The organism is Amycolatopsis sp. NPDC000009 (genome assembly GCF_055563465.1).
Map to the genome: position 1 here is coordinate 206564 of NZ_JBVHDI010000002.1, position 22993 is coordinate 229556.

The 22993-nt window shown below is 69.1% G+C and carries 24 protein-coding genes; 15 read left to right on the forward strand and 9 right to left on the reverse strand.

The genetic code is table 11. The annotated features are described in order from the left end of the window. Nucleotides 1-276: 276 nt before the first annotated feature. From thiD to ACZ3HL_RS07030, 3 genes are all read right to left on the reverse strand, one after another. Nucleotides 277-1092, reverse strand: coding sequence for a bifunctional hydroxymethylpyrimidine kinase/phosphomethylpyrimidine kinase (gene thiD / locus ACZ3HL_RS07020; RefSeq protein WP_465529389.1), 816 nt, complete (start codon nt 1090-1092; stop codon nt 277-279). After that, nucleotides 1089-2732: a phosphomethylpyrimidine synthase ThiC gene (thiC, locus tag ACZ3HL_RS07025; protein ID WP_465410744.1), complete on the reverse strand. Its 1644-nt coding sequence runs from the start codon at nt 2730-2732 to the stop codon at nt 1089-1091. The genes thiD and thiC overlap by 4 nt, the downstream gene beginning before the upstream one ends. A gap of 160 nt (nt 2733-2892) precedes the next feature. Then, nucleotides 2893-3486: a LysE family translocator gene (locus ACZ3HL_RS07030; RefSeq protein WP_465529391.1), complete on the reverse strand. Its 594-nt coding sequence runs from the start codon at nt 3484-3486 to the stop codon at nt 2893-2895. A 157-nt stretch (nt 3487-3643) separates the two neighbouring features. Between ACZ3HL_RS07030 and ACZ3HL_RS07035 the strand changes: the two genes are divergently transcribed. Beyond that, a complete protein-coding gene (locus ACZ3HL_RS07035) occupies nt 3644-5812 on the forward strand; it encodes a glycoside hydrolase family 15 protein (protein ID WP_465529392.1) in 2169 nt (722 codons plus the stop codon). Nucleotides 5813-5868: 56 nt separating this feature from the next. On the opposite strand, the gene ACZ3HL_RS07040 is transcribed toward ACZ3HL_RS07035, so the two are convergent. Then, complete coding sequence (locus ACZ3HL_RS07040) at nt 5869-6429, reverse strand: peptide deformylase (protein WP_465529393.1); 561 nt, start codon at nt 6427-6429, stop codon at nt 5869-5871. Nucleotides 6430-6587: 158 nt separating this feature from the next. Between ACZ3HL_RS07040 and ACZ3HL_RS07045 the strand changes: the two genes are divergently transcribed. Continuing rightward, nucleotides 6588-6899 carry a DUF3263 domain-containing protein gene (locus ACZ3HL_RS07045; RefSeq protein ID WP_005160574.1) on the forward strand — a complete coding sequence of 104 codons (312 nt, stop codon included), beginning with the start codon at nt 6588-6590 and terminating at the stop codon, nt 6897-6899. Beyond that, a complete protein-coding gene (locus tag ACZ3HL_RS07050; RefSeq protein WP_465529395.1) occupies nt 6896-7531 on the forward strand; it encodes a LytR C-terminal domain-containing protein in 636 nt (211 codons plus the stop codon). The genes ACZ3HL_RS07045 and ACZ3HL_RS07050 overlap by 4 nt, the downstream gene beginning before the upstream one ends. 57 nt (nt 7532-7588) lie before the next feature. Here the strand turns inward: ACZ3HL_RS07050 and ACZ3HL_RS07055 are convergent, their stop codons facing one another. From ACZ3HL_RS07055 to ACZ3HL_RS07065, 3 genes are all read right to left on the reverse strand, one after another. Continuing rightward, on the reverse strand, nt 7589-9868 hold the full coding sequence (locus tag ACZ3HL_RS07055) for an AAA family ATPase (protein WP_465529397.1): 2280 nt from the start codon (nt 9866-9868) through the stop codon (nt 7589-7591). 321 nt (nt 9869-10189) lie between these two features. Then, nucleotides 10190-11161 (reverse strand): CDP-diacylglycerol--serine O-phosphatidyltransferase, encoded by a 972-nt coding sequence (gene pssA, locus ACZ3HL_RS07060; RefSeq protein ID WP_465410750.1) that lies wholly within the window; start codon nt 11159-11161, stop codon nt 10190-10192. 3 nt (nt 11162-11164) lie between these two features. Beyond that, entirely contained in the window at nt 11165-11893 is a 729-nt protein-coding gene (locus ACZ3HL_RS07065; RefSeq protein ID WP_240599416.1) for a phosphatidylserine decarboxylase, read from the reverse strand. A 173-nt stretch (nt 11894-12066) separates the two neighbouring features. Between ACZ3HL_RS07065 and ACZ3HL_RS07070 the strand changes: the two genes are divergently transcribed. After that, nucleotides 12067-12291: a hypothetical protein gene (locus ACZ3HL_RS07070; protein WP_465529399.1), complete on the forward strand. Its 225-nt coding sequence runs from the start codon at nt 12067-12069 to the stop codon at nt 12289-12291. A gap of 80 nt (nt 12292-12371) precedes the next feature. Here the strand turns inward: ACZ3HL_RS07070 and ACZ3HL_RS07075 are convergent, their stop codons facing one another. Continuing rightward, nucleotides 12372-12653, reverse strand: a complete 282-nt coding sequence (locus tag ACZ3HL_RS07075) for a GlsB/YeaQ/YmgE family stress response membrane protein (RefSeq protein WP_465410751.1) — start codon at nt 12651-12653, stop codon at nt 12372-12374. A 131-nt stretch (nt 12654-12784) separates the two neighbouring features. On the opposite strand from ACZ3HL_RS07075, the gene ACZ3HL_RS07080 reads away from it, so the two are divergent. From ACZ3HL_RS07080 to ACZ3HL_RS07105, 6 genes are all read left to right on the forward strand, one after another. Further along, entirely contained in the window at nt 12785-13150 is a 366-nt protein-coding gene (locus tag ACZ3HL_RS07080) for a hypothetical protein (protein WP_465410752.1), read from the forward strand. Between the two features lie 18 nt (nt 13151-13168). Next, the gene (locus ACZ3HL_RS07085; protein WP_465529401.1) at nt 13169-13831 is read left to right on the forward strand and encodes a hypothetical protein; all 663 of its coding nucleotides are present in this window, start codon (nt 13169-13171) and stop codon (nt 13829-13831) included. A gap of 16 nt (nt 13832-13847) precedes the next feature. After that, nucleotides 13848-14285 carry a YbaB/EbfC family nucleoid-associated protein gene (locus tag ACZ3HL_RS07090; RefSeq protein WP_465410754.1) on the forward strand — a complete coding sequence of 146 codons (438 nt, stop codon included), beginning with the start codon at nt 13848-13850 and terminating at the stop codon, nt 14283-14285. Beyond that, nucleotides 14282-14689 (forward strand): hypothetical protein, encoded by a 408-nt coding sequence (locus tag ACZ3HL_RS07095; protein WP_465529403.1) that lies wholly within the window; start codon nt 14282-14284, stop codon nt 14687-14689. Before ACZ3HL_RS07090 ends, ACZ3HL_RS07095 begins: the two co-directional genes overlap by 4 nt. 95 nt (nt 14690-14784) lie before the next feature. Further along, nucleotides 14785-15348 carry an ArsR/SmtB family transcription factor gene (locus ACZ3HL_RS07100; RefSeq protein WP_465529405.1) on the forward strand — a complete coding sequence of 188 codons (564 nt, stop codon included), beginning with the start codon at nt 14785-14787 and terminating at the stop codon, nt 15346-15348. Then, complete coding sequence (locus tag ACZ3HL_RS07105) at nt 15345-16589, forward strand: MFS transporter (RefSeq protein ID WP_465529407.1); 1245 nt, start codon at nt 15345-15347, stop codon at nt 16587-16589. The genes ACZ3HL_RS07100 and ACZ3HL_RS07105 overlap by 4 nt, the downstream gene beginning before the upstream one ends. A 15-nt stretch (nt 16590-16604) precedes the next feature. Here ACZ3HL_RS07105 and moeA read toward each other — a convergent pair whose 3' ends face one another. Next, complete coding sequence (moeA, locus tag ACZ3HL_RS07110) at nt 16605-17807, reverse strand: molybdopterin molybdotransferase MoeA (RefSeq protein WP_465410758.1); 1203 nt, start codon at nt 17805-17807, stop codon at nt 16605-16607. A 74-nt stretch (nt 17808-17881) separates the two neighbouring features. Between moeA and ACZ3HL_RS07115 the strand changes: the two genes are divergently transcribed. From ACZ3HL_RS07115 to groL, 5 genes are all read left to right on the forward strand, one after another. After that, entirely contained in the window at nt 17882-18559 is a 678-nt protein-coding gene (locus ACZ3HL_RS07115; protein WP_034308282.1) for a TIGR00266 family protein, read from the forward strand. A gap of 4 nt (nt 18560-18563) precedes the next feature. Further along, the gene (locus ACZ3HL_RS07120) at nt 18564-19187 is read left to right on the forward strand and encodes an AIM24 family protein (RefSeq protein WP_465410759.1); all 624 of its coding nucleotides are present in this window, start codon (nt 18564-18566) and stop codon (nt 19185-19187) included. Between the two features lie 114 nt (nt 19188-19301). Beyond that, a complete protein-coding gene (locus ACZ3HL_RS07125; RefSeq protein WP_005164266.1) occupies nt 19302-19508 on the forward strand; it encodes a cold-shock protein in 207 nt (68 codons plus the stop codon). A 56-nt stretch (nt 19509-19564) separates the two neighbouring features. Further along, nucleotides 19565-21010 carry a serine/threonine-protein kinase gene (locus ACZ3HL_RS07130; RefSeq protein ID WP_465529409.1) on the forward strand — a complete coding sequence of 482 codons (1446 nt, stop codon included), beginning with the start codon at nt 19565-19567 and terminating at the stop codon, nt 21008-21010. Between the two features lie 336 nt (nt 21011-21346). Next, nucleotides 21347-22975 (forward strand): chaperonin GroEL, encoded by a 1629-nt coding sequence (groL, locus tag ACZ3HL_RS07135; RefSeq protein WP_005164277.1) that lies wholly within the window; start codon nt 21347-21349, stop codon nt 22973-22975. The last annotated feature ends 18 nt before the right edge of the window (nt 22976-22993 follow it).

Here is a 22993-nt window from a genome sequence, read left to right on the forward strand (position 1 = left end):
GGCTTGGCCGGCGGGTTGCGAAAGCCACTTTCGCAACGTTGAAGGTTGCGAAAGTGGCTTTCGCAACGTCGGCCGTAGCCGGGCCCGGCACCGTCCTGGTGAGCATGTCGCGAAAGCCACTTTCGAGACCTCTGATGTCCCGAAAGTGGCTTCCGCGACACCGGCTCCAGACCCGCAGGCCCTGACGAACCGGGCCCGGCATCAGGGCGGCCGGAGCCAGTAGGTACCTGAGACACCCTCGGCCAGAACCGTCCTTACCACTCACGAGCCCAGCGCTTACCGCAGCGTCCAGAACGGCGACACGGGCCCCACCCCGGCCCCCAGCGGATACGACTCCGCCACACACCGCTCGATGAACCGCTTCCCCTCGGCGACGGCCGTCGGCACATCGGCCCCCTTCGCCAGCGAAGACGTGATCGCCGAAGCCATCGTATCCCCGCCACCATGCGTGTTCCGCGTGTCGAAACGCGGACCGCTCAGCTCCACCCAGGACTCGCCGTCGGACAACAGGTCCACACAGTCCTGAGCCGCGTCGAGATGCCCGCCCTTCACCAGTACCCATTCCGAACCGAACTCCAGCAACGCCTCCGCCGCCTCGCGCTGGGTCGACGGCCCGGTCACGGAAACGCCGGTCAGCAGCCGGACCTCGTCCAGGTTCGGGGTGATCAGCGTGGCCCGCGGGAAAAGCTCGGTGCGGATCGCCTCCAGCGCCTCCTCGCGCAACAACGCGTGCCCGGTCATCGAAGCCGCGACCGGGTCCACGACGAACGGCGTGCCCGACGAGCGTCCGATGTGGACCTCGTCGAGCGTCTTCGCGACGGCGCCGATGATCTCGGCCGTCGCGAGCATCCCGGTCTTCGCCGCGTCGACACCCATGTCCGTGGCGACGGCCTTGATCTGCCCGGTGACGACGTCGACCGGGATCTCGCTGAAACCCTGCACGCCCAGCGAGTTCTGCACGGTGACCGCGGTGAGCGCGACCATCCCGTGCACCCCGTTGGCGAAGAAGGTGCGCAGGTCGGCCTGGATGCCCGCACCACCGCCGGAATCCGATCCGGCGATGGTGAGGGCGGTCCGGGGAGTCTCCGTCACTGATTGACCACCGGCAGGTACACCTTGTTGCCCTGCTCGGCGAATTCGTTCGACTTCTCCTCCATGCCGGCCTCGATGGCCTCCACAGTGGACAGTCCGTGTTCCTCGGCGTACTTGCGGACGTCCTGGGTGATGCGCATCGAGCAGAACTTCGGCCCGCACATCGAGCAGAAGTGCGCCGTCTTCGCCGGCTCCGCGGGCAACGTCTCGTCGTGGTACGCGCGGGCGGTGTCGGGGTCCAGCGACAGGTTGAACTGGTCGTTCCAGCGGAATTCGAAGCGGGCCTTGGAAAGCTCGTCGTCCCACTCCTGCGCGTACTGGTGCCCCTTGGCGAGGTCGGCGGCGTGCGCGGCGATCTTGTAGGTGATGACGCCGGTCTTCACGTCGTCGCGGTTCGGCAGGCCGAGGTGCTCCTTCGGCGTGACGTAACAGAGCATCGCCGTGCCGTACCAGCCGATCTGCGCCGCGCCGATGGCCGAGGTGATGTGGTCGTACGCCGGCGCGATGTCGGTCGCGAGCGGGCCGAGGGTGTAGAACGGCGCCTCGCCGGTCAGCTTCTCCTCGAGTTCGACGTTCTCCTTGATCTTGTGCATCGGCACGTGGCCGGGGCCCTCGATCATCACCTGGACGTCGTGGTCGCGGGCGATGTGCGTGAGCTCGCCGAGGGTCTCCAGTTCGGCGAACTGCGCGCGGTCGTTGGCGTCGGCGATCGAGCCGGGCCGCAGGCCGTCACCGAGCGAGAACGTGACGTCGTACTCGCGCAGGATCTCGCAGAGTTCGGCGAAATTGGTGTACAGGAACGATTCCTTGTGGTGTGCGAGGCACCAGGCCGCCATGATCGAGCCACCGCGCGAGACGATGCCGGTGACCCGGCGCGCGGTCAGCGGGATGTAGCGCAGCAGCACCCCGGCGTGCACGGTGACGTAGTCGACACCCTGCTCGCACTGCTCGATGATGGTGTCGCGGTACACCTCCCACGACAGCTTTTCCGGCTCCCCGTTGACCTTTTCGAGTGCCTGGTAGATCGGCACGGTGCCGACCGGCACCGGCGAGTTGCGGATGATCCACTCGCGCGTCTCGTGGATCCGCTTGCCGGTGGAGAGGTCCATGATCGTGTCGGCGCCCCAGCGGGTGGCCCACACCATCTTGTCGACCTCCTCCTCCACGGAGGACCAGACGGCCGAGTTGCCCATGTTGGCATTGATCTTCACCAGGAAGTTCTTGCCGATGATCATCGGCTCGGTCTCCGGGTGCTTGCGGTTGGCGGGGATCACCGCGCGTCCGCGCGCGACCTCGTCCCGCACGAATTCCGGCGAGCAGCGCTCGCGGGCCGCGACGTACTCCATCTCGCGGGTGATGACACCCTGTTTCGCCCAGCCCAGCTGGGTGTTGTGCTCACGACCGTCGGCCCAGCCGGCGCGCAGGCGATGGAGTCCACTGTGGACATCGATCTGCGCGTCGTCGTCGGTGTACGGGCCGGAGGTGTCGTAAACGTCGAAATGCTCGCCGTTCGAAAGATCGATCCGCCGCGCGGGGACCCGGAGACCGGATTCCGTCTGGTGATAGATCTTGCGGGAACCGGTGATCGGCCCGGTGGTCACGGTCGGCGTGATGCCCTGGGCATTCTCAAGCGTCGTCAACGACGTTCACTCCCTACGCCGGCATTACCCGGTCAGGTTCATGCGGTCGGCGGCGCCGGGTCCCCTAGAAAGACTCCAGCCGCCCTCTCAGCCCGCCATGGCGCGAGCTCCCGCGGTTGTTTGGTTGTGCCCCGACCATGCCACGCCGGGGCGCGGACAATCAACCCTCCAAGGCGACGGTCACTCCGAAGCCGACCAGAACACCGCCGGACGTGCGCTCCAGCCACAGCTTGACGCGATCGCGGCGCAGCCACTCACCCAGGCGTGTGACCAGCAAGGCGAGCGACGAATACCACACGATGTCGACCGCGATCCACACCGCGACGCACAGCAGCAGCGGCCACGGCCCCGCGTCGGAGGGGACGAACTGCGGGAGGAACGAGATGGCGAACACGCCCGCCTTCGGGTTGCTCACGTTGATCAGGAAGCCGGACCGGAAGCCGCGTCCGGCGGGTTCGGGAGCGTCGCCGTCGCGTTTGCGGAAGAAGAGCGCTTTGACGCCGAGGTAGACCAGGAAGATCGCACCCGCGATGCGCAACACGTCGTAGGCGACCTGGGAGGCGATGAGGAGTGCGGTGAGGCCGAAGACCGCGGCGAGTCCCCAGAACGCGACGCCCGCCTCGATACCCGCGACGGTGGCGAACGCGTTCCGGCGCGAGCCCTTCGCCGACTGCTTGATCAGCATCACCGTCGCCGGGCCGGGGACCATCGCCATGAGAAAAGCGGCGGGGACGAACGCCAGGAGGTTCGGCATGCCCCGATCGTCGGGGAGGAGGGCCGCCGCGGGCAACGCGATTTCCGGGCCGACATGTCGACAGCGTTAACGGTTCACCGGTTTGGAGCATGTGCTCGCGGGGGATTCACGACAGAATCCCGGAGGTTCTGCACCGTTACAGAAGTCTGGGGTGGAAATGCGGAAACTCGTGCTCCCGGCACTGGCAGGCGTCCTGATCGCGGGGCTGGTCCCGGCGGTGGCCTCGGCGCGGGGCGGTGAGGCGCCCGGAGCGCCCGGCGCCCATCCGAGCTGGCTCCCGGCGGACAAGACCGGCTTCGGCACCGCCCGCGAACGGGCGAGCAACGTCTGGTTCACCCTGCAGGGTGGCCGGATGTCCGAGGTCTACTACCCGGATCTGTCGACGCCGAGCGTGCGGGCGCTGGATCTGGTGGTCACCGACGGGAAGAGCTTCGCGACGGTCGATTCCTCGGCCGAAGCACAACAGGTGCGCCGCACCGGCGGCCTCACCTACGAACAGACAGTCACCGACGACCAGCACCGCTGGAAGCTCCGCAAGACCTACGTCACCGACCCGGCGCGCGCGAGTGTGCTGATCGACGTCGATTTCGTTTCGCTGACCGGCCGCCCGTACCAGGTGTACGCGGTCGCGGATCCCGATCTCACGAACGAGGGATCCGACGACTCCGCACACGCCGATGGGGTGAACGCGGTCGCGTCCGACGCGAAGACCGCGGCCGCGCTGGTGGCGGAACCGGCGTTCTCACGCACTTCCGTGGGTTACGCAGGCGCCTCCGACGGCGTCACGCAGCTGACGAAATCCTTCACTCTCAAGGATTTCGCGACCGCGACCAAGGGCAACGTGCTGATCACCGGGCAGACCTCCGCCGACGGCGTCCGCTCACGGGACTTCACGCTTTCGCTGGGTATGGGCGCGAAGGGCCCCGACGCGCTCGCCAACGCCAAAGCCTCACTACGCCGCGGATTCGCCGACGCCGCCCGCGCGTACGACCGGGGCTGGAAGCAGTACCTGCGGCAGCTGAAGGACGCGCCGTCGTCGCTCAAGACCAAGCGGGAACGGGACCTCTACCAGGCGTCCGTGCTCGTGCTCGCGGCGAGCGAGGACAAGATCCACCAAGGCGCGCTCATCGCGTCGCCGAGTATGCCGTGGCGGTTCGGGAACAACGACCCGGAATGGTCGCCGTCGGGCACCTATCACCTGGTCTGGCCGCGGGACCTCTACCAGATCGCGACCGGTCTGCTCGCCGCCGGCGACCGCGACGCCGCCAACCGGTCGATCGACTACATGTTCGGGACGCAGCAGCTGCCGGACGGGCATCTGCCGCAGAACAGCCACGTCGACGGCACTCCGTACTGGACGTCCATCCAGCTCGACGAGACCGCGTTGCCGATCGTGCTCGCCCAGCAGCTCGGCCGCACCGACGCCAAGACCTGGAAGGGTGTGCGCGAGGCGGCGGAATTCCTGTTGTCCTACAAGGCGGACAACGGGCACGCGTCGCCGTACAGCCAGCAGGAACGCTGGGAAGAACAGGACGGCTACTCGCCTTCGACGATCGCCGCGGTGATCGCCGGGCTGGTGTGCGCGGCCGACATCGCCAAGGCGAACGGCGCCGCCGCCGACGCGAAGCGCTACCTCGACACCGCCGACGCGTTCAAGGCGAAGCTCGCCCAATGGACGGTGACCACGAACGGCCCGCTGTCGAAGGACCCGTACTTCGTCCGGCTGACCAAGGACGGCGACGCGAACAACGGCACGAAGTACAACCTGGGCAATTCCAGCGTGACCATGGACCAGCGTGCCGTGACCGACGCCGGCTTCCTCGAACTGGTGAGGCTGGGCATCTACCGCGCCGACGATCCGGTGATCAGGAACAGCGTCAAGGTCACCGACGCCGACATCGCCTTCACCACCCCGACGGGGCAGTTCTGGCACCGGTACACGAAGGACGGCTACGGCGAGCAGGCCGACGGGTCACCGTGGGACTACACGTTCCCGGCGGAAAGCCGGACCACCTTCGGGCGACTGTGGCCGCTGCTGGCGGGTGAACGTGGCGAGTACGACCTCGCCAATGGTGACCGGCGTACGGCCGCGAAGCGCCTTCGCGACCTGGGGCGCGTCAGTAGCTCCGGGGACACGATGCCGGAGCAGGTTTGGGACGAAAACGCGCCTTCGGGGCAGCCCGGTTTTCCGGCGGGCACTCCGACCGCGTCCGCGACGCCGCTGGCCTGGACGCACGCGCAATATCTGCGGCTCGCGTGGTCGGTGGAGGCGGGGAAGGTGATCGAGCAGCCGCGCGTGGTGCGGTGCCACTTCCTGGGCTGCTGACCCCCACGCCTCGTGAGTGGTAAGGACGGTTCTAACCGTCCTTACCACTCACGAGGTCAGGCGTCGGCGGCCTCGGGCAGCCACGAGTTGCCCGGAACGCCCCATTTGTTCGCCTTGAGCATCTTCTTCGCCGCGCGAGCGTGGCGCCCGACCAGCCGGTCGAGGTAGATGAAGCCGTCCAGGTGATCGGTCTCGTGCTGCAGGCAACGCGCGAAGTAACCGGTTCCTTCGACCTCGATCGGATTGCCGTCGGCGTCGAATCCGGTCACCTTCGCCCACGAAGCGCGGCCGGTCGGGTACGACTCGCCAGGCGCCGACAGACAGCCTTCCCAGTCGTCGTCCGGATCCGGCATCGTCTCCGGGATCTCCGACGTCTCGAGCTTCGGGTTCACCACGGCGCCCTTGTGACGAGTGCCCTCGTCGTCGGGGCAGTCGTAGACGAACACGCGCAGGTCGAGGCCGATCTGGTTGGCCGCGAGGCCCACCCCTTCGGCGGCGTACATGGTCTCGAACATGTCGTCGATGAGGGTGCGCAGCTTGTCGTCGAACTCGGTGATCTCCCGAGTCGGGTTGTGCAGCACGGGCTCGCCGGCGATCACGATGGGATGGACGGTCACGCGCGCAGTTTAGTCGGACCCTTCTGGTACACCCTTACCCATGACGCGCCGACGCCGATACCGAGGCCGGGCGCCGTATCCGTGGTCTAATGGCGCCGCGGAATGACAAGCCTGTGGTTTCACGCCCGCCGAGCACTGACCTGATTGCGAGGAGTCGGATGGACGCCGCGGAGTCGATGGCCGAGCCCGACCAGCCATCCCCGTCGGAGACCGTGAACGGCCTCAGCGAGCGCGAGCTCGACATGCTCGCGTTCGAACGTCAGTGGTGGAAGTACGCCGGCGCGAAGGAACAGGCGATCCGCGAACGCTTCTCGATGTCGTCGACGCGCTACTACCAGTTGCTGAACCGGCTGCTCGAGAAGACCGAAGCCATGCAGGCCGATCCGATGCTGGTGAAGCGCCTGCGAAAGACGCGAGCGGCCCGGCAGCGCAATCGCGCGGCCCGGCGACTGGGGATCGATCTCTCATGAGTCTGTTTTCGGGTCTGTCCCGGCCGATGAAGGCCGCCGGACTGGCCTTGGTCGGTGTCGCCGTGATCGCCGCCGTGATCGGCGGGATCACCTTGACCAGCGGCGGCGGTGATTCGGACACCGCGACGCCGCCTGGCACCACGCCCACGACTTCGGACGGCGCGACGCAGCCGTCGTCCCCGGCGCCGGGTTCCCCCTCCGCCAGCACGCCGCCCGCGTCGTCGGCGCCGCCGTCGAGCGCGCCCGCGAGTTCCGCGCCGCCGGTGAGCCAGCCGGGGCAAACGGGCCAGCCGGGTCCGGGGCAGCCCGGCGGTGATCAGCAGGCGTCGCACAAGTGGGTGACGGTGCGCGTCTACAACAACAGCACGATCCAGGGCCTCGCCGAGCAGGCCGCGAAGGACTTCCGCGCCTCCGGCTGGAACGTCTCCGAGGTCAAGGGTTACCCGGGCAGGCTCCCCGAGACCGTGGCCTACTACCGGCCGGGCACCGACGAGGAAGCGGCCGCGAAGGCGCTGGCGCTGGAGTTCGGCTTCCGTGCCGAGCCCAGGTTCAAGGAGATCGAGAACATCGGCCCCGGCGTGATCGTCATCCTCACCAAGGACTACAAGACCAACGACAAGGACGGCTCCTAGCCGGATCCGTGAAAAGGGCCCTCTTCCTCGCGAGGAAGAGGGCCCTTTTCACGTAGTTCAGACCTGAGTCCGCGCGTACGCCTCCAGCGCCGCGAGCTGGGCCGGGTCGAGCGACGGACGCACGGCCTGGGCCGCCTTCGTCAGATGCTCGGCGGTGACCTCCTTGGCCTCCAGCGACTCGCGCATCGCGGTGAGCGCCGCCTCCCGGATCAGCGCGGCGCAGTCCGCCGCCGAGTAACCGTCCAAAGTGGCCGCATAGGCCGCGAGGTCCACATCGGACGCGAGCGGCGTGTTCTTGGCGCTGGCGGCCAGGATCGCCTCGCGCGCGTGCGCGTCCGGCGGCGGAACGTAGACGCGGCGCTCCAGCCTTCCCGGCCGCAGCAGGGCCGGGTCGACCAGTTCCGGCCGGTTCGTCGCGCCGAGGACGACGACCTCGCGCATCGGCTCGACACCGTCCAATTCGGTCAGCAGGGCCGCGACGACGCGGTCCGACACGCCGGAGTCCGAAGACTGGCCGCGGCGCGGGGCGAGCGCGTCGATCTCGTCGAGGAAGATCAGCGACGGCGCGGCCTCGGCGGCGCGACGGAACAGTTCCCGCACGGCGCGCTCGGACTCGCCGACCCATTTGTCCATCAGTTCGGCACCCTTGACCGCGAAGACGTTCAGCGCGCCGGTGCCCGCGAGCGAGCGGACCAGGAACGTCTTGCCGCCACCGGGCGGCCCGTACAGGAGCACGCCGCGCGGCGGGTCGACGCCGAGGCGGGCGAACGAGTCCGGGTAGCGCAGCGGCCACAGCACCGCCTCGGTGAGCGACTGCTTGACGTCGGTCATGTTCCCGACGTCGTCCAGCGTCAGCCCGCCGGTCGCCAGGTTGTCCGAAGTGGACATCGAAATGGGACGGACCGTGGTCAGCGCGTCGAGCAGGTCCTGCTGGGAGATCCGCGGCTCGTCGGCCTCACGTTGCCGCAGCGCGGCGCGGAGGGCGGCGTCGCGGCGGAGCGCGATGAGGTCCGCGGCCACGAAGCCGGGGGTGCGCTCGGCGATCGGGCCGACGTCGACGCCGGACTCCAGCGGGGCTTCGCGCAGGAGCACGCGCAGCAGTTCCGTGCGGGTCTTCGAGTCCGGGAGCGGCAGGCCGAGTTCGCGGTCGAGCAGGTCGGCGGCGCGCAGCCGCGGATCGGTGGACTCGGCCCGCCCGGTGGTGGCGACGACGGCGAAACCCTTGGTGCGCAAGGCTTTGCGCAGGTCGTCGAGGACGACCGTCGCGAGCGGAGGCGGCTGGGACGCGGGCAGTAGCGCGTCGATGTCGGTGATCAGCAGGACGGCTGGGTCTTCGTCGCGAGTGGCCTGTCCGATCGCCTCGCGCAGGCGCGCGGCGGCGACGTTCGGTTCGAGGACGGCGATGTTCGGCGCCGCGAGCGACACCACCCGCACCTTCTCGGCCTGTGCCACGGCACGGACCAGCGTCGCCTTCCCGACGCCTTCCGGCCCGGACAGCAGGACCCCGAGATGTGCCGACGTCCCGAGTTTCGCCAGCAGCTCCGGGCGGTGGAAGGCCAGGTCGAACCATTCGGCGAGCTTGCGCGCGGCCGATTCGGAACCGGCGAGATCCGACAACGGCGGCACGGTTTCCTCGGCCACCTCGTCGATCCGCTCGTCTTCGACGATCTCGGCGTCGATGAAGTCCTCGTGTGGCGTGGAGGGTGTGCTGCGCACCAGCGTCGTCCCGGCGCGGGCCGGCGCGGCGGCGGGCGCGGCCTCGCCGGTGCGGGCGCCGTCCCGCCAGCTGACCACAGTGGACGGTCCGACGGCGACCGGCCCCGACGGCTCGGTGGCCGTGACGGTGAGCAGCTCGTTCGTCCACGTCATGCCGATGGCGCGGGAGAGCTGGCCGCGGACCGCGGAGACGTCCGAGCCCGGCGCGGGCGCGAGATCCTGGGGGAGCAGGGAAACGGCGTCGCCGACGGTCAGGACCTTGCCGATCAGGGCGAGCCGCAGGGTGTGCGGGGAGAGCGACACACTCGCCATCCGCGAGCCCGCCACGGTGACCGTCTTGGCGGCCGACACCTCCGCCGGCGCGACGACGACCTCCGATCCCTCGGTCACGCCGAGATTCGACATCGTGACGTCGTCGAGGAGAATCACCCCCGGGACCCCCTCCGCGTCCGACGGGGCGGCCAGCGCCGAGCTGACGCGCGCGCCGGTGACGCGGACGGCGTCCCAGGCCATCAGGCCGAGCGCGTCGAGGACTTCGGGGTGCAGCCGGACGACGCCGCGGCGGGAGTCCAGGACGGACGGGGTGTGCCGGACGGTCAGCGTGATCTGGGGTGCGCTCACCCCGCCACCCTATCCACGCGGACCGTTGCCGGCGGTCGAAGGACAGGATCTCCCCGGCGGGTCGCGGGGCGGCTGCCGCTGGGGCGCGCGCGGATGTCGCGAAAGCCACTTTCGAGACATCTGGTGTCCCGAAAGTGGCTTTCGCGACACCCTCCCGACTCAGCGATCCCCAAGTTGCCCACAGGCTCACCCGCTTGTGGACTACTCCCGCCTCCCACCCCCGTTTCCCCCGGTCCCGTCGGGAACCCCCGGTACGCTGGGCGCGGGGCCGTCCCCCAGGGACGGGCGGGGGGGCTGGGAGTGGGCGGTCAGCCGAGTGGATCAGCGTTTCCGCAGGCCGATGCGGCGCCACGAGCGGCGGCGCGGGCCTCGGCCGTTGTCGCGGTCCTTGTCGGTGCTGATGGTGCGCGGAGTCCGCGCGACATGCTGTTCGCCCCGCTGGAGCCGGACCCGCTGAGCGGCGCCGGCCACCACCCGCCGCAGCGGAGGCCGCAGGCCGAGACGGCGACGGCTCGAACGCCGCCGGATCGCGCGCCGTTCCCGCGGCGGCGCCATCCACGCCTCGGGGTGGTTCGCCAGCCAGCGGTGCCGGTACACCGAGTACGGGATGTGCGCCAGGTACAGGATCAACGCGATCGCCAGCGCCACCAGCGGGAACTGGATGATCGCGGCGGCCAGCAGGCCCACCCCGACCAGCAGCGGCGCGATCGCCTTGGGCGGCGCCTTCACCGTCTTCAGCGAAAGCGTCGGGATCCGGCTGATCAGCAACACGGCGACGGCGATCGTCCACACCCACACCACGTACTGATGCGACCACCACCCCTGCCCGAACTGGAGCTCCAGGATCAGCGGCAGCATCGCCAGCAGACCACCGGCGGGCGCGGGCACACCGACGAAGAACTCGCCCGCGTACGGCGGCTGCTCGGTGTCCTCGATCAGCGTGTTGAACCGCGCCAGCCGCAAGATCATGCAGACCGCGAAGATCAGCGACGCCACCCAGCCGATCCGCTCGCCCTCCGCGTGCCAGACGTAGAGCACCAGCGCGGGCGCGACACCGAACGAGATCCCGTCGGACAGCGAGTCGAGCTCCTGCCCCATCTTCGACGTCGCGTCCAGCAGCCGCGCGATCCGGCCGTCGAGACTGTCGAGCACCGCGGCGATCCCGATCGACGCGATCGCCATCGGATAGTTGCCGATCAGCGCGAACTGCACCGACGACAGACCGGCGCACAGGGCGAGCACCGTGATGGCGTTCGGCAGCAGCCGCACGCCGGGAGTGGTCACGCGGACCATGGATCAGCCTTCCGGGTGCGGCGCCGTGGGCAGCTCGGCGATCGGCGTCTCGCCGCCGATCGTGCGCTGGCCCTTCGAGACGAGAACCTTGCTGCCCGGCGGCAGGTACAGGTCGACTCGCGAGCCGAAGCGGATGATGCCGTACGTCGCGCCGACGCCGACCTTGTCACCCTCGCGGATCTCACAGAGGATGCGCCGGGCCACCAGGCCCGCGATCTGCACCACGACGAGCTCGTGACCGTCGTCGGTGCGCATGAGCACGGAGTTGCGCTCGTTGTCCTCGCTCGCCTTGTCCAGGTCCGCGGACAGGAACTTCCCGGGCCGGTACGCGACCCGCTCGATCACACCCGACGCCGGGACCCGCTGGACGTGCACGTCGAACACCGACAGGAACACGCTCACCCGCATCCGCGGTTCGGCGGGCAGCCCCAGCTCGGGCGGCGGCACGGCCTCCTCGATCAACGAGACCAGACCGTCCGCCGACGCGACCGCGAGGCCGGGCTGGGCGGGCGGGACGCGCTTCGGCTCACGGAAGAACGCGGCCGTGGCGGCCGTCGCGAGCGCGCCGACGACGCCCAGGCGCTTGGAGAACCTCCGCAGCACCAGCGTCGCGGCGAGGCCGCCGAACACGAACGGCCTGCCGGCCGGGTGCATCGGCGGGACGGTCTCGCGGGCGAGTTTCACGGCGTGCGCGAGGGGGTTACCAGTGGCTTCCGGCCGGTTGCCGCTCATTGGTCGGGTTCACCGCAGTTCGTGTCGGGGGGTCGGGACAGGAAGAGCCACCACGCTACCGCCCTGTCCGGAGACGGGCCGTGGCCTCCCCCGGAAGGGTTTCCCCGGGCCGGGTGGGCGGGGCCACATCCCGGTAACGGAAGGTGGAAATACGCGATAACTCTAGGTAGTTGATGCCGATCGCCGACCTTGAGGACCCGCGAATGCCCGCCAGCCCGGACCCCGCAGGCGAGCGACTCGCCGAGCTGTTCCGCGCCTGGAAGAGGGACATTTCGGCGGTGCCGATGCCGCCGCTCGTCGATCCCGTCCGCGCCGCCTCGGTCATCGCCGAGGCACGCGCGTCCGGGCGCATATGCCCCCCGACGGCACATGCGACCGGACACGGCCACTGGAACTGAGCGAAACTCCCACTCTAGTTCGCCGGCCGCCATTGATCACCGGTCGCGAGAAAACCGTTACCAACGGTTACTCCGTCGGGTCATCGGCGATAGGAGTCGCTCCGCCCGGAGCCGCGCACCAGCCGCAGCAGGGCGAGCAGCACGATCGAACCGAGAATGGCGACGCCGAAGCTGGGGAAGTCGAACTCGAAGGTCCTCTCGGTGCCGGTGGCGAGGCGGTAGACGAAACCGCCGAGCGCCGCGCCCAGCACGCCGATCAGGATGCTGAACAGGCAGCCGCCCCGCCGGTCCTTGCCGCCGACCACGACATTGGCCAGCCACCCCGCGATGGCGCCGAACACGATCCACGAGAAGAAACCCATGCCGTCGAGATTACGCGAGCGGGCACAGTGACTTGGTTCACAACGTGTGCATATGCCAAGGTGGCGGGGAGGGCTTTCGATCTGTGTCTCGGGGCCCTTCGGTGAAGTCGCGCGTCAGGGGAGGAAGCACGATGAGCCCGAACGGTTACGGCCTTGATCCCGATGAGATCCCGCGTCTGAAGAAGATCCTCGAAGGTGCGAGTGACGCGCTGGGCATGAACGACTTCGAGCAGCGGGCGACCCTGGAGGGTTTCCTCACGGTTCAGTCGGTCAGTGCGTACGAGAACGTCGAGGAGACGGTCGAGGAGAAGGTCCTCAAGCTGTCCGAGTTCTGCAACACCAAATACCCGGGCGTGGTCTCGGCGATGGAGAAATTCCTCGCCCGCGCGCACGTCACGATCATCGGCACGGCGGAGGGCGTCGCGAAGGCAGGCGAGAAATACCAGGCCACGGAGGAGCAGGCCGAGCAGTGGATGAAGGACCACGAGCCGAAATAGGGGACGCGAGGGGGAACCATGAAATTGAAGGATCTGATCGACGAGGGCGTCCTGGCGGACGCGCGCAAGATCGACGCTTTCGCCAAGGAGCACGGCAAGTCGATGCCGTCGATCGAGAACACCTTGCGCCTGGTACGCGACATCGACACCGATCGGCTGCGCAAAGTCGGCCAGGATGTCTGGGGTACCGGCGGCGAGGACGGGGCCGATCTGGTCGGCAAATCCTTCGACGCGTGTATCACGGAGCTCTCCAAAGCCAGTGAACAGAGCGCCGCGTGGACCGGTGACGCGAACAACGCCTACGTCAAGCGGGTGAACAAGACCAAAGGCGCGATCACCGGGATGGAAAAGCCGTCCAAGGACGTGGGCAAGGCATTGGTGGCCATCGCCGATGCCTGGGACCAGATCTTCGGCAGCAGTTTCGGCGACATTCTCGCGATCATCGGGCTCATCCTGTCGATCATCGGAGTCGCCGTCGCGGTCATCGTGGAGATCGTCGCCGGCTGGACCGGTATCGGCGCTATCGTCGGGCTCATCATCGGGGTTTTGAGCATTCTGGTCGGCGCCGTGTCGATCTGGTGGACCATGCACAGCAATGAGCAGGCCAAGATCGAGGCGCTGACCGAGGCTTCGGCACAGGCGACCGAAACGATGAACTCGGCCGATACCAGCGCTCCCTGATCGAAGGAGGAGGACGATGACCGGTCCACAGGACGATGCCGAAACCGCCGAACTCATGAAGAGCCGCCTCGGCAAGATCAAGGAAAACCCTGAGCTGGCGTTGTTCAGTGAGTTCAAGGGGAGCTCTCGCGGTGGAGCGGTCACCGTGTCGGTCGACCTGCTCGGCAGGCTCAAGCGAGTGCACATCAAGCCCGGAACCCTGTACGAGGGCGCCGAGCAATGGCTCACCGACGAAATCTCGAGCGCCTGCGAGGCCGCGCGAAAGGCCGCGAACTTCCTGGACTTCGACGTCGCCGAGTTCGCCGCCGAACTCGAGAACACCCCGGCGCTCAAGAAGAAGGTCGAACAGAACATCGCCGAACGGGCACCGGCGAGCCGTCGCGAACGGGAGCGAAGGCAACCGGTCGACGACGACGAATGGTTCGACGGCGGCCCCCTCGGTAACCGGCGATGAAACCGGAGAAGCCCGAGCCGTCCGAGATCCTCGTTCATTCGGACAACTACACCGTCGAAGTCCCCGGCGGCAGCCCGCCGCGAAGGCGTGTCCGCGACCTGCCACGCGTCGTGGTCATGCTGGTCTTCGGCTGGAGTATCGCGATCCTCGTCGCCGTCGTCTCCGCTGGTGTCATCAGCTTCTTCGAGGTGCGGCGCGCCTGCGAAAAAGGCCTCGGCGACGTGGGCGCGAGCACGGCCGAAGTGACCTTCAAGTCGGCGATAGCCGTCACCTGCCGCACTCCGGAAGGCACGATCGTGATCCCGATGAACGGCTCGGCCGCGACCGTTCTGTTCGGTGGCTTCGGGCTCCTCGTCCTGCTGCTGCTCATGGTCGCCTACTCCGTCTTCCGTTCCCGGGCCTGACCGCCGCCATCCTCGAAATCGTGAGCCGCCGCCAGGGTGCGGCAAAGCACAAGAGGTGTTGTGCAAGTAGTCTTGTGCAACTACTGTTGTGCGTCATGGCCGACCGTGAAGTCCGTGAAGTCCACGATTCGAAGGTGCTCGCCGCGATGTCGCATCCGCTGCGGCGCCGCCTGCTCGACGTCCTCCGCCTGGACGGGCCGTGCACGGCGTCCGTGCTCGCCGAGCGGACCGGGCAGGCGGTCGGGAACGTCAGTCACCACTTGAAGGTGCTGGCCGCCAGCGATCTGGTCGAGGAAGCGCCGGAGCTCGCCCGCGACCGCCGTGAGCGCTGGTGGCGCCGCGTCGGCTATGCCGTTTCCTGGTCACCGTCGGACTTCCCCGACGACCCGGTCGCGGCCGCCGCCGAATCCCTCGCCCTCGAACGCCAGGTTTCCATGGCGCGCCAATGGTTCGCCGAACGCGAGACCTATCCGGAGGAGTGGCATCGCGCCGCCTTCGCCACCGACAGCTGGATGAAGCTGTCGGTGGCGGAACTGGCCGAGATCGAGGGCCGGATCCAAGCGCTGGTCCGGGAGTACAGCGATCGCGATGAGCCGGACGACGGCCAGGAGCGCAGGCCGGTGTTCTTCTCGGCCCGCGCCGTCCCGGCCCGCCCGTGACCACCCGCGAACGCGGCGGATTGCTGCGCTCACGCGATTTCCGGCTCCTGTGGACCGGCGAGACGACCAGCGTGCTCGGCAGTTCCATCGCCGTCGTCGCGCTGCCGCTCGTCGCGGTGGTCACGCTCCAGGCCAGCACGTTCGCGGTCGGGCTGCTGACCGCGGCCGCCTGGCTGCCGTGGCTGCTGATCGGCCTGCCCGCCGGAGCCTGGGTCGACAGACGGCCGAAGCGCCCGGTCATGCTGGTGTGCAACGGCATCTCGATGCTGGTGTTCCTGAGCGTCCCGGTCGCGGCCTGGTTCGGCCTGCTCACGATGAGCCAGCTGATCGTCGTCGCCTTGGCGGGCGGCGTCGCGAAGGTGTTCTTCAACGTCGCGTACCGCGCGTACTTGCCTTCACTGGTCGAGAAGGACCAGCTCCAGGAAGCCAACGAAAAACTGCAGGGCAGCGAATCCGCCGCGCAGATCGGCGGTCCCGGGCTGGCCGGTCTGCTGGCGCAGGGGTTCGGCGCCGTCGCCGGAGTGCTCGCCGACGCCATCAGCTTCGGGATCTCCGCACTGTGCCTGCGATCCATCCGTCACCGGGAGCCGGCGCGTCCGGCGAAGACGCGGTCACGGCTGCGGGACGAGATCCGCGACGGCCTCGCTTTCGTCGTCCGCGACCCGTATCTGCGTGTCCTGGCGGTCTTCGGCGCGATCTCGAACGTCGCGCTCATGGGCTACCAGTCGATCGAGGTCGTCTTCCTCGTCCGCGACCTCGGCGTAGGAGCGGGCGCCACCGGCCTCGTGCTCGCGCTCGTCGGCGCGGGCGGCGTCCTCGGCGCCGCGCTGTCGGGCAAACTCGCCGCGCGGATCGGCACCGCCCGTGCCTTCGTGCTCTGCGAGGCCTTCGGGGCGCTGATGATGCTGCTCGGCCCGCTTGCGCGGGGCGGCTGGGGGCTCGCGTTCTTCGTCGCCGCCGGGTTCTCGCTCAGCGCCGGCGTCGTCGGTTCGAACGTCCTCAACGCCACCTTCAAGCAGCGGTACGTCCCGGCGGCGATGTTCGGCCGGGTCACCGCCAGCATGTCCGTGCTCAGCTTCGGCGCGATCGCGCTGGGCGGCCTGCTCGGCGGGATCCTCGGCGAGACCGCCGGCGTACGGCAGACGCTGGGCCTGATGGCCGGGCTGGAGGTCGTCGCCGTCTTCGCGCTGCTGTTCACGCCGATCGGCCGGTGCCGCGACTTCCCCACGGATCGCGATTAGCCCGCTAAACGCAGGTCAGAGCAGGAGGACGGTCACCTCGTCGCCCTGCTCGACCGAGTCCACGTCCTCCGGCAGCACGATCAGGCAGTTCGCCTGCGTGAACGACGCCAGCAGATGCGACCCCGGTCCGCCGCGCGGGCCGACGATCCCGGTGACCTCGCCTTCGGAATGCGTGTAGAAGCCCCGCCGGAACTGGCGCCGTCCGGCGGGGGAGGTCATCGCCTCGGTCAGCCGGGCCCGCACCTGCTGCCGGTCGACGCCCGCGTGCCCCATCGCCGCCAGCAGCGCCGGCCGCAGGAACGCTTCGAAGGAGACGAGCACGCTCACCGGATTGCCCGGCAGCGTCACCACCGGCACGCCGTTCCAGCGTCCGCAGCCTTGCGGCCCGCCCGGCTGCATCGCGACCTTCCGGAACTCCACGCCCTGTCCGGTCAGCGCGTCCTTGACCACTTCGTACGCGCCCGCGCTGACCCCGCCCGAGGTCACCAGCAGATCCGCGTCCGCCAGCCGCGGCTCGATCACCGAGCGGAACTCCTCCACGTCGTCGACCACACTGCGCACGACCTCGGCCTCGCAGCCGAGCGCGCGGATCGCCGACGCCAGCATGATGCTGTTCGACTCGTAGATCTGCCCGTGCCGCAACGGCTCCGGCGCGTCGACGAGTTCGGTTCCGGTGGACACCACGAGCACCTTCAGCGGCCGGTACACGGGAACCTCGGCGAGCCCGACGGCCGCCGCGAGGCCCAGTTGCGCCGGGCCGAGCACGGTCCCGGCCGAAAGCGCCACCGTGCCCTCGACGACGTCTTCGCCCCGGCGCCGGATATGCGCGCCCGGGACGGCTGTCCGGAGAATCCGGACGTCCGTCACACCGGCCGTGTCGCTCTCCGTGTGCTCCACCATCACCACCGAGTCGGCGCCGGGCGGCATCGGGGCGCCGGTCATGATCCGGTGCGCGGTGCCCGGCTCCAGCTTCGTGATGTCGACCCGGCCCGCGGGGATGTCTTCGGCGACCGGCAGCGTCACCGGCGCCGTCGCTGTGTCTTCGGCGCGGACGGCGTAACCGTCCATCGCCGAGTTGTCGAACGGCGGCAGCGAGACCCCCGCGCGCACGTCCTCGGCCAGGACGAGCCCGGCGGCGGAGGCGAGCGGAAGGCGGATGACGGGGGCGTTTCCGAGCAGGCCGGTGACGGTCTCACGGTGGGCTTCGACGGAGATCACGCCGACCATCCTCCCGCCTCGTGGCCCGCATGCAAGACTCTGCGCGTCACAACCACCACCGGGGAGAAGAAGACATGCAGGTTCAGATCCGTCACCAGCCCTCGTTCGCGGTGGCGAGGCTCATGCTCGCCCCGGGTGAGCCGGCGCAGGTCGAGTCGGGCGCGATGATGGCGACGAGCTACGGCGTGCAGGTCCAGTCCCAGGCGCAGGGCGGCATCATGAAGGGCCTCGGCCGCGCCTTCCTCTCCGGCGAGTCGTTCTTCATCTCCACCTACACCGCCCCGCAGAACGGCGGCTGGGTCGACGTCGCCGCGAACCTGCCGGGCGACATGCAGATCATCAACCTCGACGGCCGCACCGGCTGGTGCGTCACCCGCGGCTCGTGGCTCGCGTCGTCGCACGGCGTGCAGACCGAGACCAAATGGGGCGGGCTCAAGAACCTCGTCGGCGGCGAGGGCGGCTTCCTGACGCACGCGACGGGACAGGGCCCGCTCGTCGTGGCCTGCTACGGCGCGCTGGAGACGGTGACCCTGCAGCAGGGCGAGGTGATCACCATCGACACCGGGCACGTCGTCGCGTTCGCCGACACCCTGCAGTACCAGATCCGCAAGGTCGCCACCGGCGTCATCCAGTCGATGAAAAGCGGTGAAGGCCTCGTCTTCGATTTCGCCGGGCCCGGCCAGCTGCTCACCCAGACCCGCAACCCGTCGGCGCTGTCCGCCTGGGTGATCGCCCAGGTCCCCTCCCGCTGAGCGCATGCGAGTCCAGACGAGACACACCCCGAACTTCGGGGTCGCACGAGTGCTGTTGTCCCCCGGCGAGGCCGTCCAGGCCGCCGGGGACACCATGCTGGCCAGCAGTTTCGGCATCACCGAAACCGTTCCCTCCCGCGGCGGTTCGCGGGCGGGCAAGGGCGCGCCGTCGGTGTTCAACGCGCCCGAGGGCGGCGGCTGGATCGACTTCGCGCCGCTGGCGGCCGGTGACGTCTACCCGCTGGAATTCACCGGCGGGGCGGGCTGGTGCGTGAGCCGGGACGCGATCCTCGCCCGGCCGGCGACCGTCCGGCTCGATCCCGGCTGGGCGCCGCTGCAGACGCTCTTCGGGGCCGACTCCGGCTTCCTGGAGCACTACAGCGGAACCGGCCCGCTCGTACTGGCCGCGCAGGGCCCGGTCGACGCCTTCGAACTCACCGCGGGCGAGCTCGTCACCGTCCGGCCGGAGTTCCTGCTGGCCTACCCGGACACCGTCCAGTGCCGTCTCCGCGCCATCGACCAGTCCGGCCCGCAGTCGGTCCGCACCGGCGAAGGGCTCGCGCTGGACTTCGCGGGACCAGGACGCGTCCTCGTGCAAGCGCGCAATAGGCGGCTTTCCCGCGGATGACCTTCGGACGAATTGAGCATTGCCGACGCCGGTAATTCGGGTAGCGTGAACTGCACTCGAAACCGCCGGCCGGGGCAGAGAAGGCCGACGGATCCTGTGCTGAGGGAGTGCGCCGTGGCAGTCGGCACCGTCAAGTGGTTCAACTCGGAAAAGGGCTACGGATTCATCGAATCCACCGAAGGGCCCGATGTCTTCGTCCACTACTCGGCCATTCAGGCCGACGGATTCCGGACGCTCGACGAGGGTGATCGCGTGGAATTCGAAGTCCAGTCCGGCCGTGATGGGCGGAGTCAGGCGGCGGACGTCCGCAAGGTCTCGTAGCAAGACTTCGGCCGACCCCCGGCGGCCTCCGGAACTGGCGCGTTAGGCTGCGCTGCGTGACAGGCGATGAGTCGGGGGACCTGACCGGTCGCCGGCTGGGCAACTACCGCATCGACGGAGTGCTCGGCAAGGGCGGCATGAGCGTGACCTACAAGGCCACGGACGTGCGGCTCGGACGCAAGGTGGCACTGAAGGTCATCGGTGATCACCTCGGGGCCGACGCCGAGTTCCGCGAACGCTTCGTCGACGAGGCGCGGAACACGTCCGCGATCGACCATGCCAACGTCGTGCCCTTGTACGACTTCGGCGAGCTCGAAGGCATGCTCTACATCGCCATGCGGATGGTCGACGGCGGCGACCTCGCCGGCCTGATCTCGGGCGGCCCGATCGCGCCCGCCCGCGCGCTGAACATGCTCGACCAGGTCGCCGACGCGCTCGACACCCTGCACAACCGGGGTCTCGTGCACCTCGACGTCAAACCGGCGAACGTCCTGGTCACCAGCAAGGAGACCTCGCGCGAGCACGTCTACGTCGCCGACTTCGGCCTGACCCGCCGCGGCGCCACCGGGCACCGGACCCGCGGCGGCGACTTCCTCGGCTCGCCCACGTACGCGGCCCCCGAGCACCTGCGCGGCGAGCCGCTCGACGGCCGCACCGACCAGTACGCGCTCACCTGCGTCCTCTACGCCTGCCTGACCGGCAGCCCGCCCTTCAAGGGCGACGTGCAGACGGTCATCAAGGGGCATCTGAACGGCGAGCCCCCGGCCATCTCGCGGATCGTCGGCCTGCCCGCCGGCATCGACGAGGTCGTCCGGAAGGGAATGGCGAAGAATCCCGCCGAGCGCTACCCCAACTGTGTTGAGATGATCGCGGCCGCCAGGCGCGCGCTCGGTCCGCTCGCGACTTCGAACGAGCCTCCCGGCCCGCCCGGGGCCGCGGCGCCGGTCCAGCAGACCGCGCCGCACCAGGCGCCACGGCAGAACACGCCGCCACAGGGAGAGGGGGGCCCCGTGCACCCGTACGGAGGACAGCAGCCCGGCTACGGCCAGCAGGGACCGGGACCGCAGGGTCCCCCGCCGCAGGGGCCGCCGCCCGGCTACGGCCCCCCGCCGCAACAGCAGGGCGGCTACCAGCAGGGCGGTTTCCAGCAGGGTCCGCCGCCGGGTTACGGCCCCCCGCCGCAGCAAGGCGGTTTCCAGCAGGGTGGCTTCCAGCAGGGTCCGCCCCCCGGTTACGGTCCCCCGCCCCAGCAGCAGGGCGGTTTCCAGCAGCAGCCCAAGAAGGGCGGCGGCGCCAAGTGGATCTGGATCATCGTCGGTGCCCTCGTGGTCGCGGGCGCGATCGTCGCCGCGATCTTCATCTTCGGCGATTCGAGCGGCGGCAACGGCCCGCAGACCACCGCGCCGAACATCCCGGTCGGCCCCGGCGGCTCCCAGTCGCAGGCCCCGGGCTCGTCGCTGAAGCCGCCGCCTTCGTCCATCTCCATCAAGCCGAGCAGCTGACGCCGGGGGCCGAAGGACGCTTTCACCGCATGAGACGTGGCGAAAGCGTCCTTCGCCGCGTCTGATGAGGGCGTGGTCCCCTCAGCCACGCCACCGCGCTGACCTGCGGTTCTTGCACTCGCCCCTGGAGAGTGCTAAACACGACGTTGGCACTCGACGCCGTCGAGTGCCAGGCAGAGCGGTCACCGATCGCTCGCCTGAAGGTCGGGACGGTGAGGCCGCACCCTTGATCGGGTGGGTCGTCCGTCGCGGGCACCGAGCCTGGCCGAGGAAGAGTCCTGCCGCCGCGCTGTAGTAGGCGTGCGGCGGCGCCCAATACCGGAGGACCACACCGCAATGGCCAAACTGATCGCGTTCGACGAGGACGCCCGCCGCGGTCTTGAGCGCGGCTTGAACACCCTCGCCGAAGCCGTCAAGGTGACCCTCGGCCCGCGGGGCCGGAACGTCGTGCTCGAAAAGAAGTGGGGCGCGCCGACGATCACCAACGACGGTGTCTCCATCGCCAAGGAGATCGAGCTCGAGGACCCGTGGGAGAAGATCGGGGCCGAGCTCGTCAAGGAAGTTGCCAAGAAGACCGACGACGTCGCGGGTGACGGCACCACCACCGCCACCGTGCTCGCCCAGGCTCTCGTCCGCGAGGGTCTGCGCAACGTCGCCGCCGGGGCCGACCCCATCAGCCTGAAGCGCGGCATCGAGGCGGCCGTCGAGGCCATCACCGAGCAGCTGCACAAGGCCGCCGTCCAGATCGAGACCAAGGAGCAGATCGCCGCCACCGCGTCGATCTCCGCCGCGGACCGCACCATCGGTGAGCTCATCGCCGAGGCGCTGGACAAGGTCGGCAAGGAAGGCGTCGTCACCGTCGAGGAGAGCAACACCTTCGGCCTCGAGCTCGAGCTCACCGAGGGTATGCGCTTCGACAAGGGCTACATCTCCGGTTACTTCGTGACCGACCCGGAGCGTCAGGAAGCCGAGCTCGAGGACCCGTACGTCCTCCTCTTCGGCTCCAAGATCTCCACCGTCAAGGACGTCCTGCCGCTGCTGGAGAAGGTCATCCAGTCCGGCAAGCCGCTGCTGATCATCGCCGAGGACGTCGAGGGCGAGGCCCTGGCCACCCTCATCGTCAACAAGATGCGTGGCACCTTCAAGTCCGTCGCCGTCAAGGCCCCGGGCTTCGGTGACCGCCGCAAGGCGATCCTGCAGGACATCGCGATCCTGACCGGTGGCCAGGTCATCTCCGAGGACGTCGGCCTCAAGCTGGAGAACGCGGACCTTTCCCTGCTGGGCAAGGCGCGCAAGGCCGTCATCACCAAGGACGAGACCACCATCGTCGAGGGTGCGGGCGACGCCGACCAGATCCAGGGTCGCGTCAACCAGATCCGCGCCGAGATCGACAACTCGGACTCGGACTACGACCGCGAGAAGCTCCAGGAGCGGCTGGCGAAGCTGGCCGGCGGCGTGGCCGTCATCAAGGCCGGTGCCGCCACCGAGGTCGAGCTGAAGGAGCGTAAGCACCGCATCGAGGACGCGGTGCGCAACGCCAAGGCCGCCGTCGAAGAGGGCATCGTCGCCGGTGGTGGCGTCGCTCTCATCCAGGCCGCCGAGGCCGCCTTCGCCGGTCTGAAGCTCGAGGGCGACGAGGCCACTGGTGCCAACATCGTCAAGGTCGCCGTCGAGGCGCCGCTCAAGCAGATCGCGATCAACGCCGGCCTCGAGGGCGGCGTCGTGGCGGAGAAGGTCAAGTCCCTCCCGCAGGGTCACGGCCTCAACGCCGCCACCGGTGTCTACGAGGACCTGCTCGCCGCCGGCGTGCCGGACCCCACGAAGGTCACCCGCTCCGCGCTCCAGAACGCCGCTTCCATCGCGGCGCTGTTCCTGACCACCGAAGCCGTCGTGGCGGACAAGCCGGAGAAGGCCTCGGCCGCTCCCGCCGACCCGTCCGGTGGCATGGGCGGCATGGACTTCTGAGTTCGAGCCTGTAGCACC

Coding starts and splice junctions, on each gene's coding strand:
- ACZ3HL_RS07030 (WP_465529391.1), bottom strand. CDS start 3,486: ATGCCGAACCTCCTGGCGTTCGTCCCCGCCGCTTTTCTCATGGCGATG.
- ACZ3HL_RS07035 (WP_465529392.1), top strand. CDS start 3,644: ATGCGGAAACTCGTGCTCCCGGCACTGGCAGGCGTCCTGATCGCGGGG.
- ACZ3HL_RS07045 (WP_005160574.1), top strand. CDS start 6,588: ATGGACGCCGCGGAGTCGATGGCCGAGCCCGACCAGCCATCCCCGTCG.
- ACZ3HL_RS07050 (WP_465529395.1), top strand. CDS start 6,896: ATGAGTCTGTTTTCGGGTCTGTCCCGGCCGATGAAGGCCGCCGGACTG.
- pssA (WP_465410750.1), bottom strand. CDS start 11,161: ATGGTCCGCGTGACCACTCCCGGCGTGCGGCTGCTGCCGAACGCCATC.
- ACZ3HL_RS07065 (WP_240599416.1), bottom strand. CDS start 11,893: ATGAGCGGCAACCGGCCGGAAGCCACTGGTAACCCCCTCGCGCACGCC.
- ACZ3HL_RS07070 (WP_465529399.1), top strand. CDS start 12,067: ATGCCGATCGCCGACCTTGAGGACCCGCGAATGCCCGCCAGCCCGGAC.
- ACZ3HL_RS07075 (WP_465410751.1), bottom strand. CDS start 12,653: ATGGGTTTCTTCTCGTGGATCGTGTTCGGCGCCATCGCGGGGTGGCTG.
- ACZ3HL_RS07080 (WP_465410752.1), top strand. CDS start 12,785: ATGAGCCCGAACGGTTACGGCCTTGATCCCGATGAGATCCCGCGTCTG.
- ACZ3HL_RS07085 (WP_465529401.1), top strand. CDS start 13,169: ATGAAATTGAAGGATCTGATCGACGAGGGCGTCCTGGCGGACGCGCGC.
- ACZ3HL_RS07090 (WP_465410754.1), top strand. CDS start 13,848: ATGACCGGTCCACAGGACGATGCCGAAACCGCCGAACTCATGAAGAGC.
- ACZ3HL_RS07095 (WP_465529403.1), top strand. CDS start 14,282: ATGAAACCGGAGAAGCCCGAGCCGTCCGAGATCCTCGTTCATTCGGAC.
- ACZ3HL_RS07100 (WP_465529405.1), top strand. CDS start 14,785: ATGGCCGACCGTGAAGTCCGTGAAGTCCACGATTCGAAGGTGCTCGCC.
- ACZ3HL_RS07115 (WP_034308282.1), top strand. CDS start 17,882: ATGCAGGTTCAGATCCGTCACCAGCCCTCGTTCGCGGTGGCGAGGCTC.
- ACZ3HL_RS07120 (WP_465410759.1), top strand. CDS start 18,564: ATGCGAGTCCAGACGAGACACACCCCGAACTTCGGGGTCGCACGAGTG.
- groL (WP_005164277.1), top strand. CDS start 21,347: ATGGCCAAACTGATCGCGTTCGACGAGGACGCCCGCCGCGGTCTTGAG.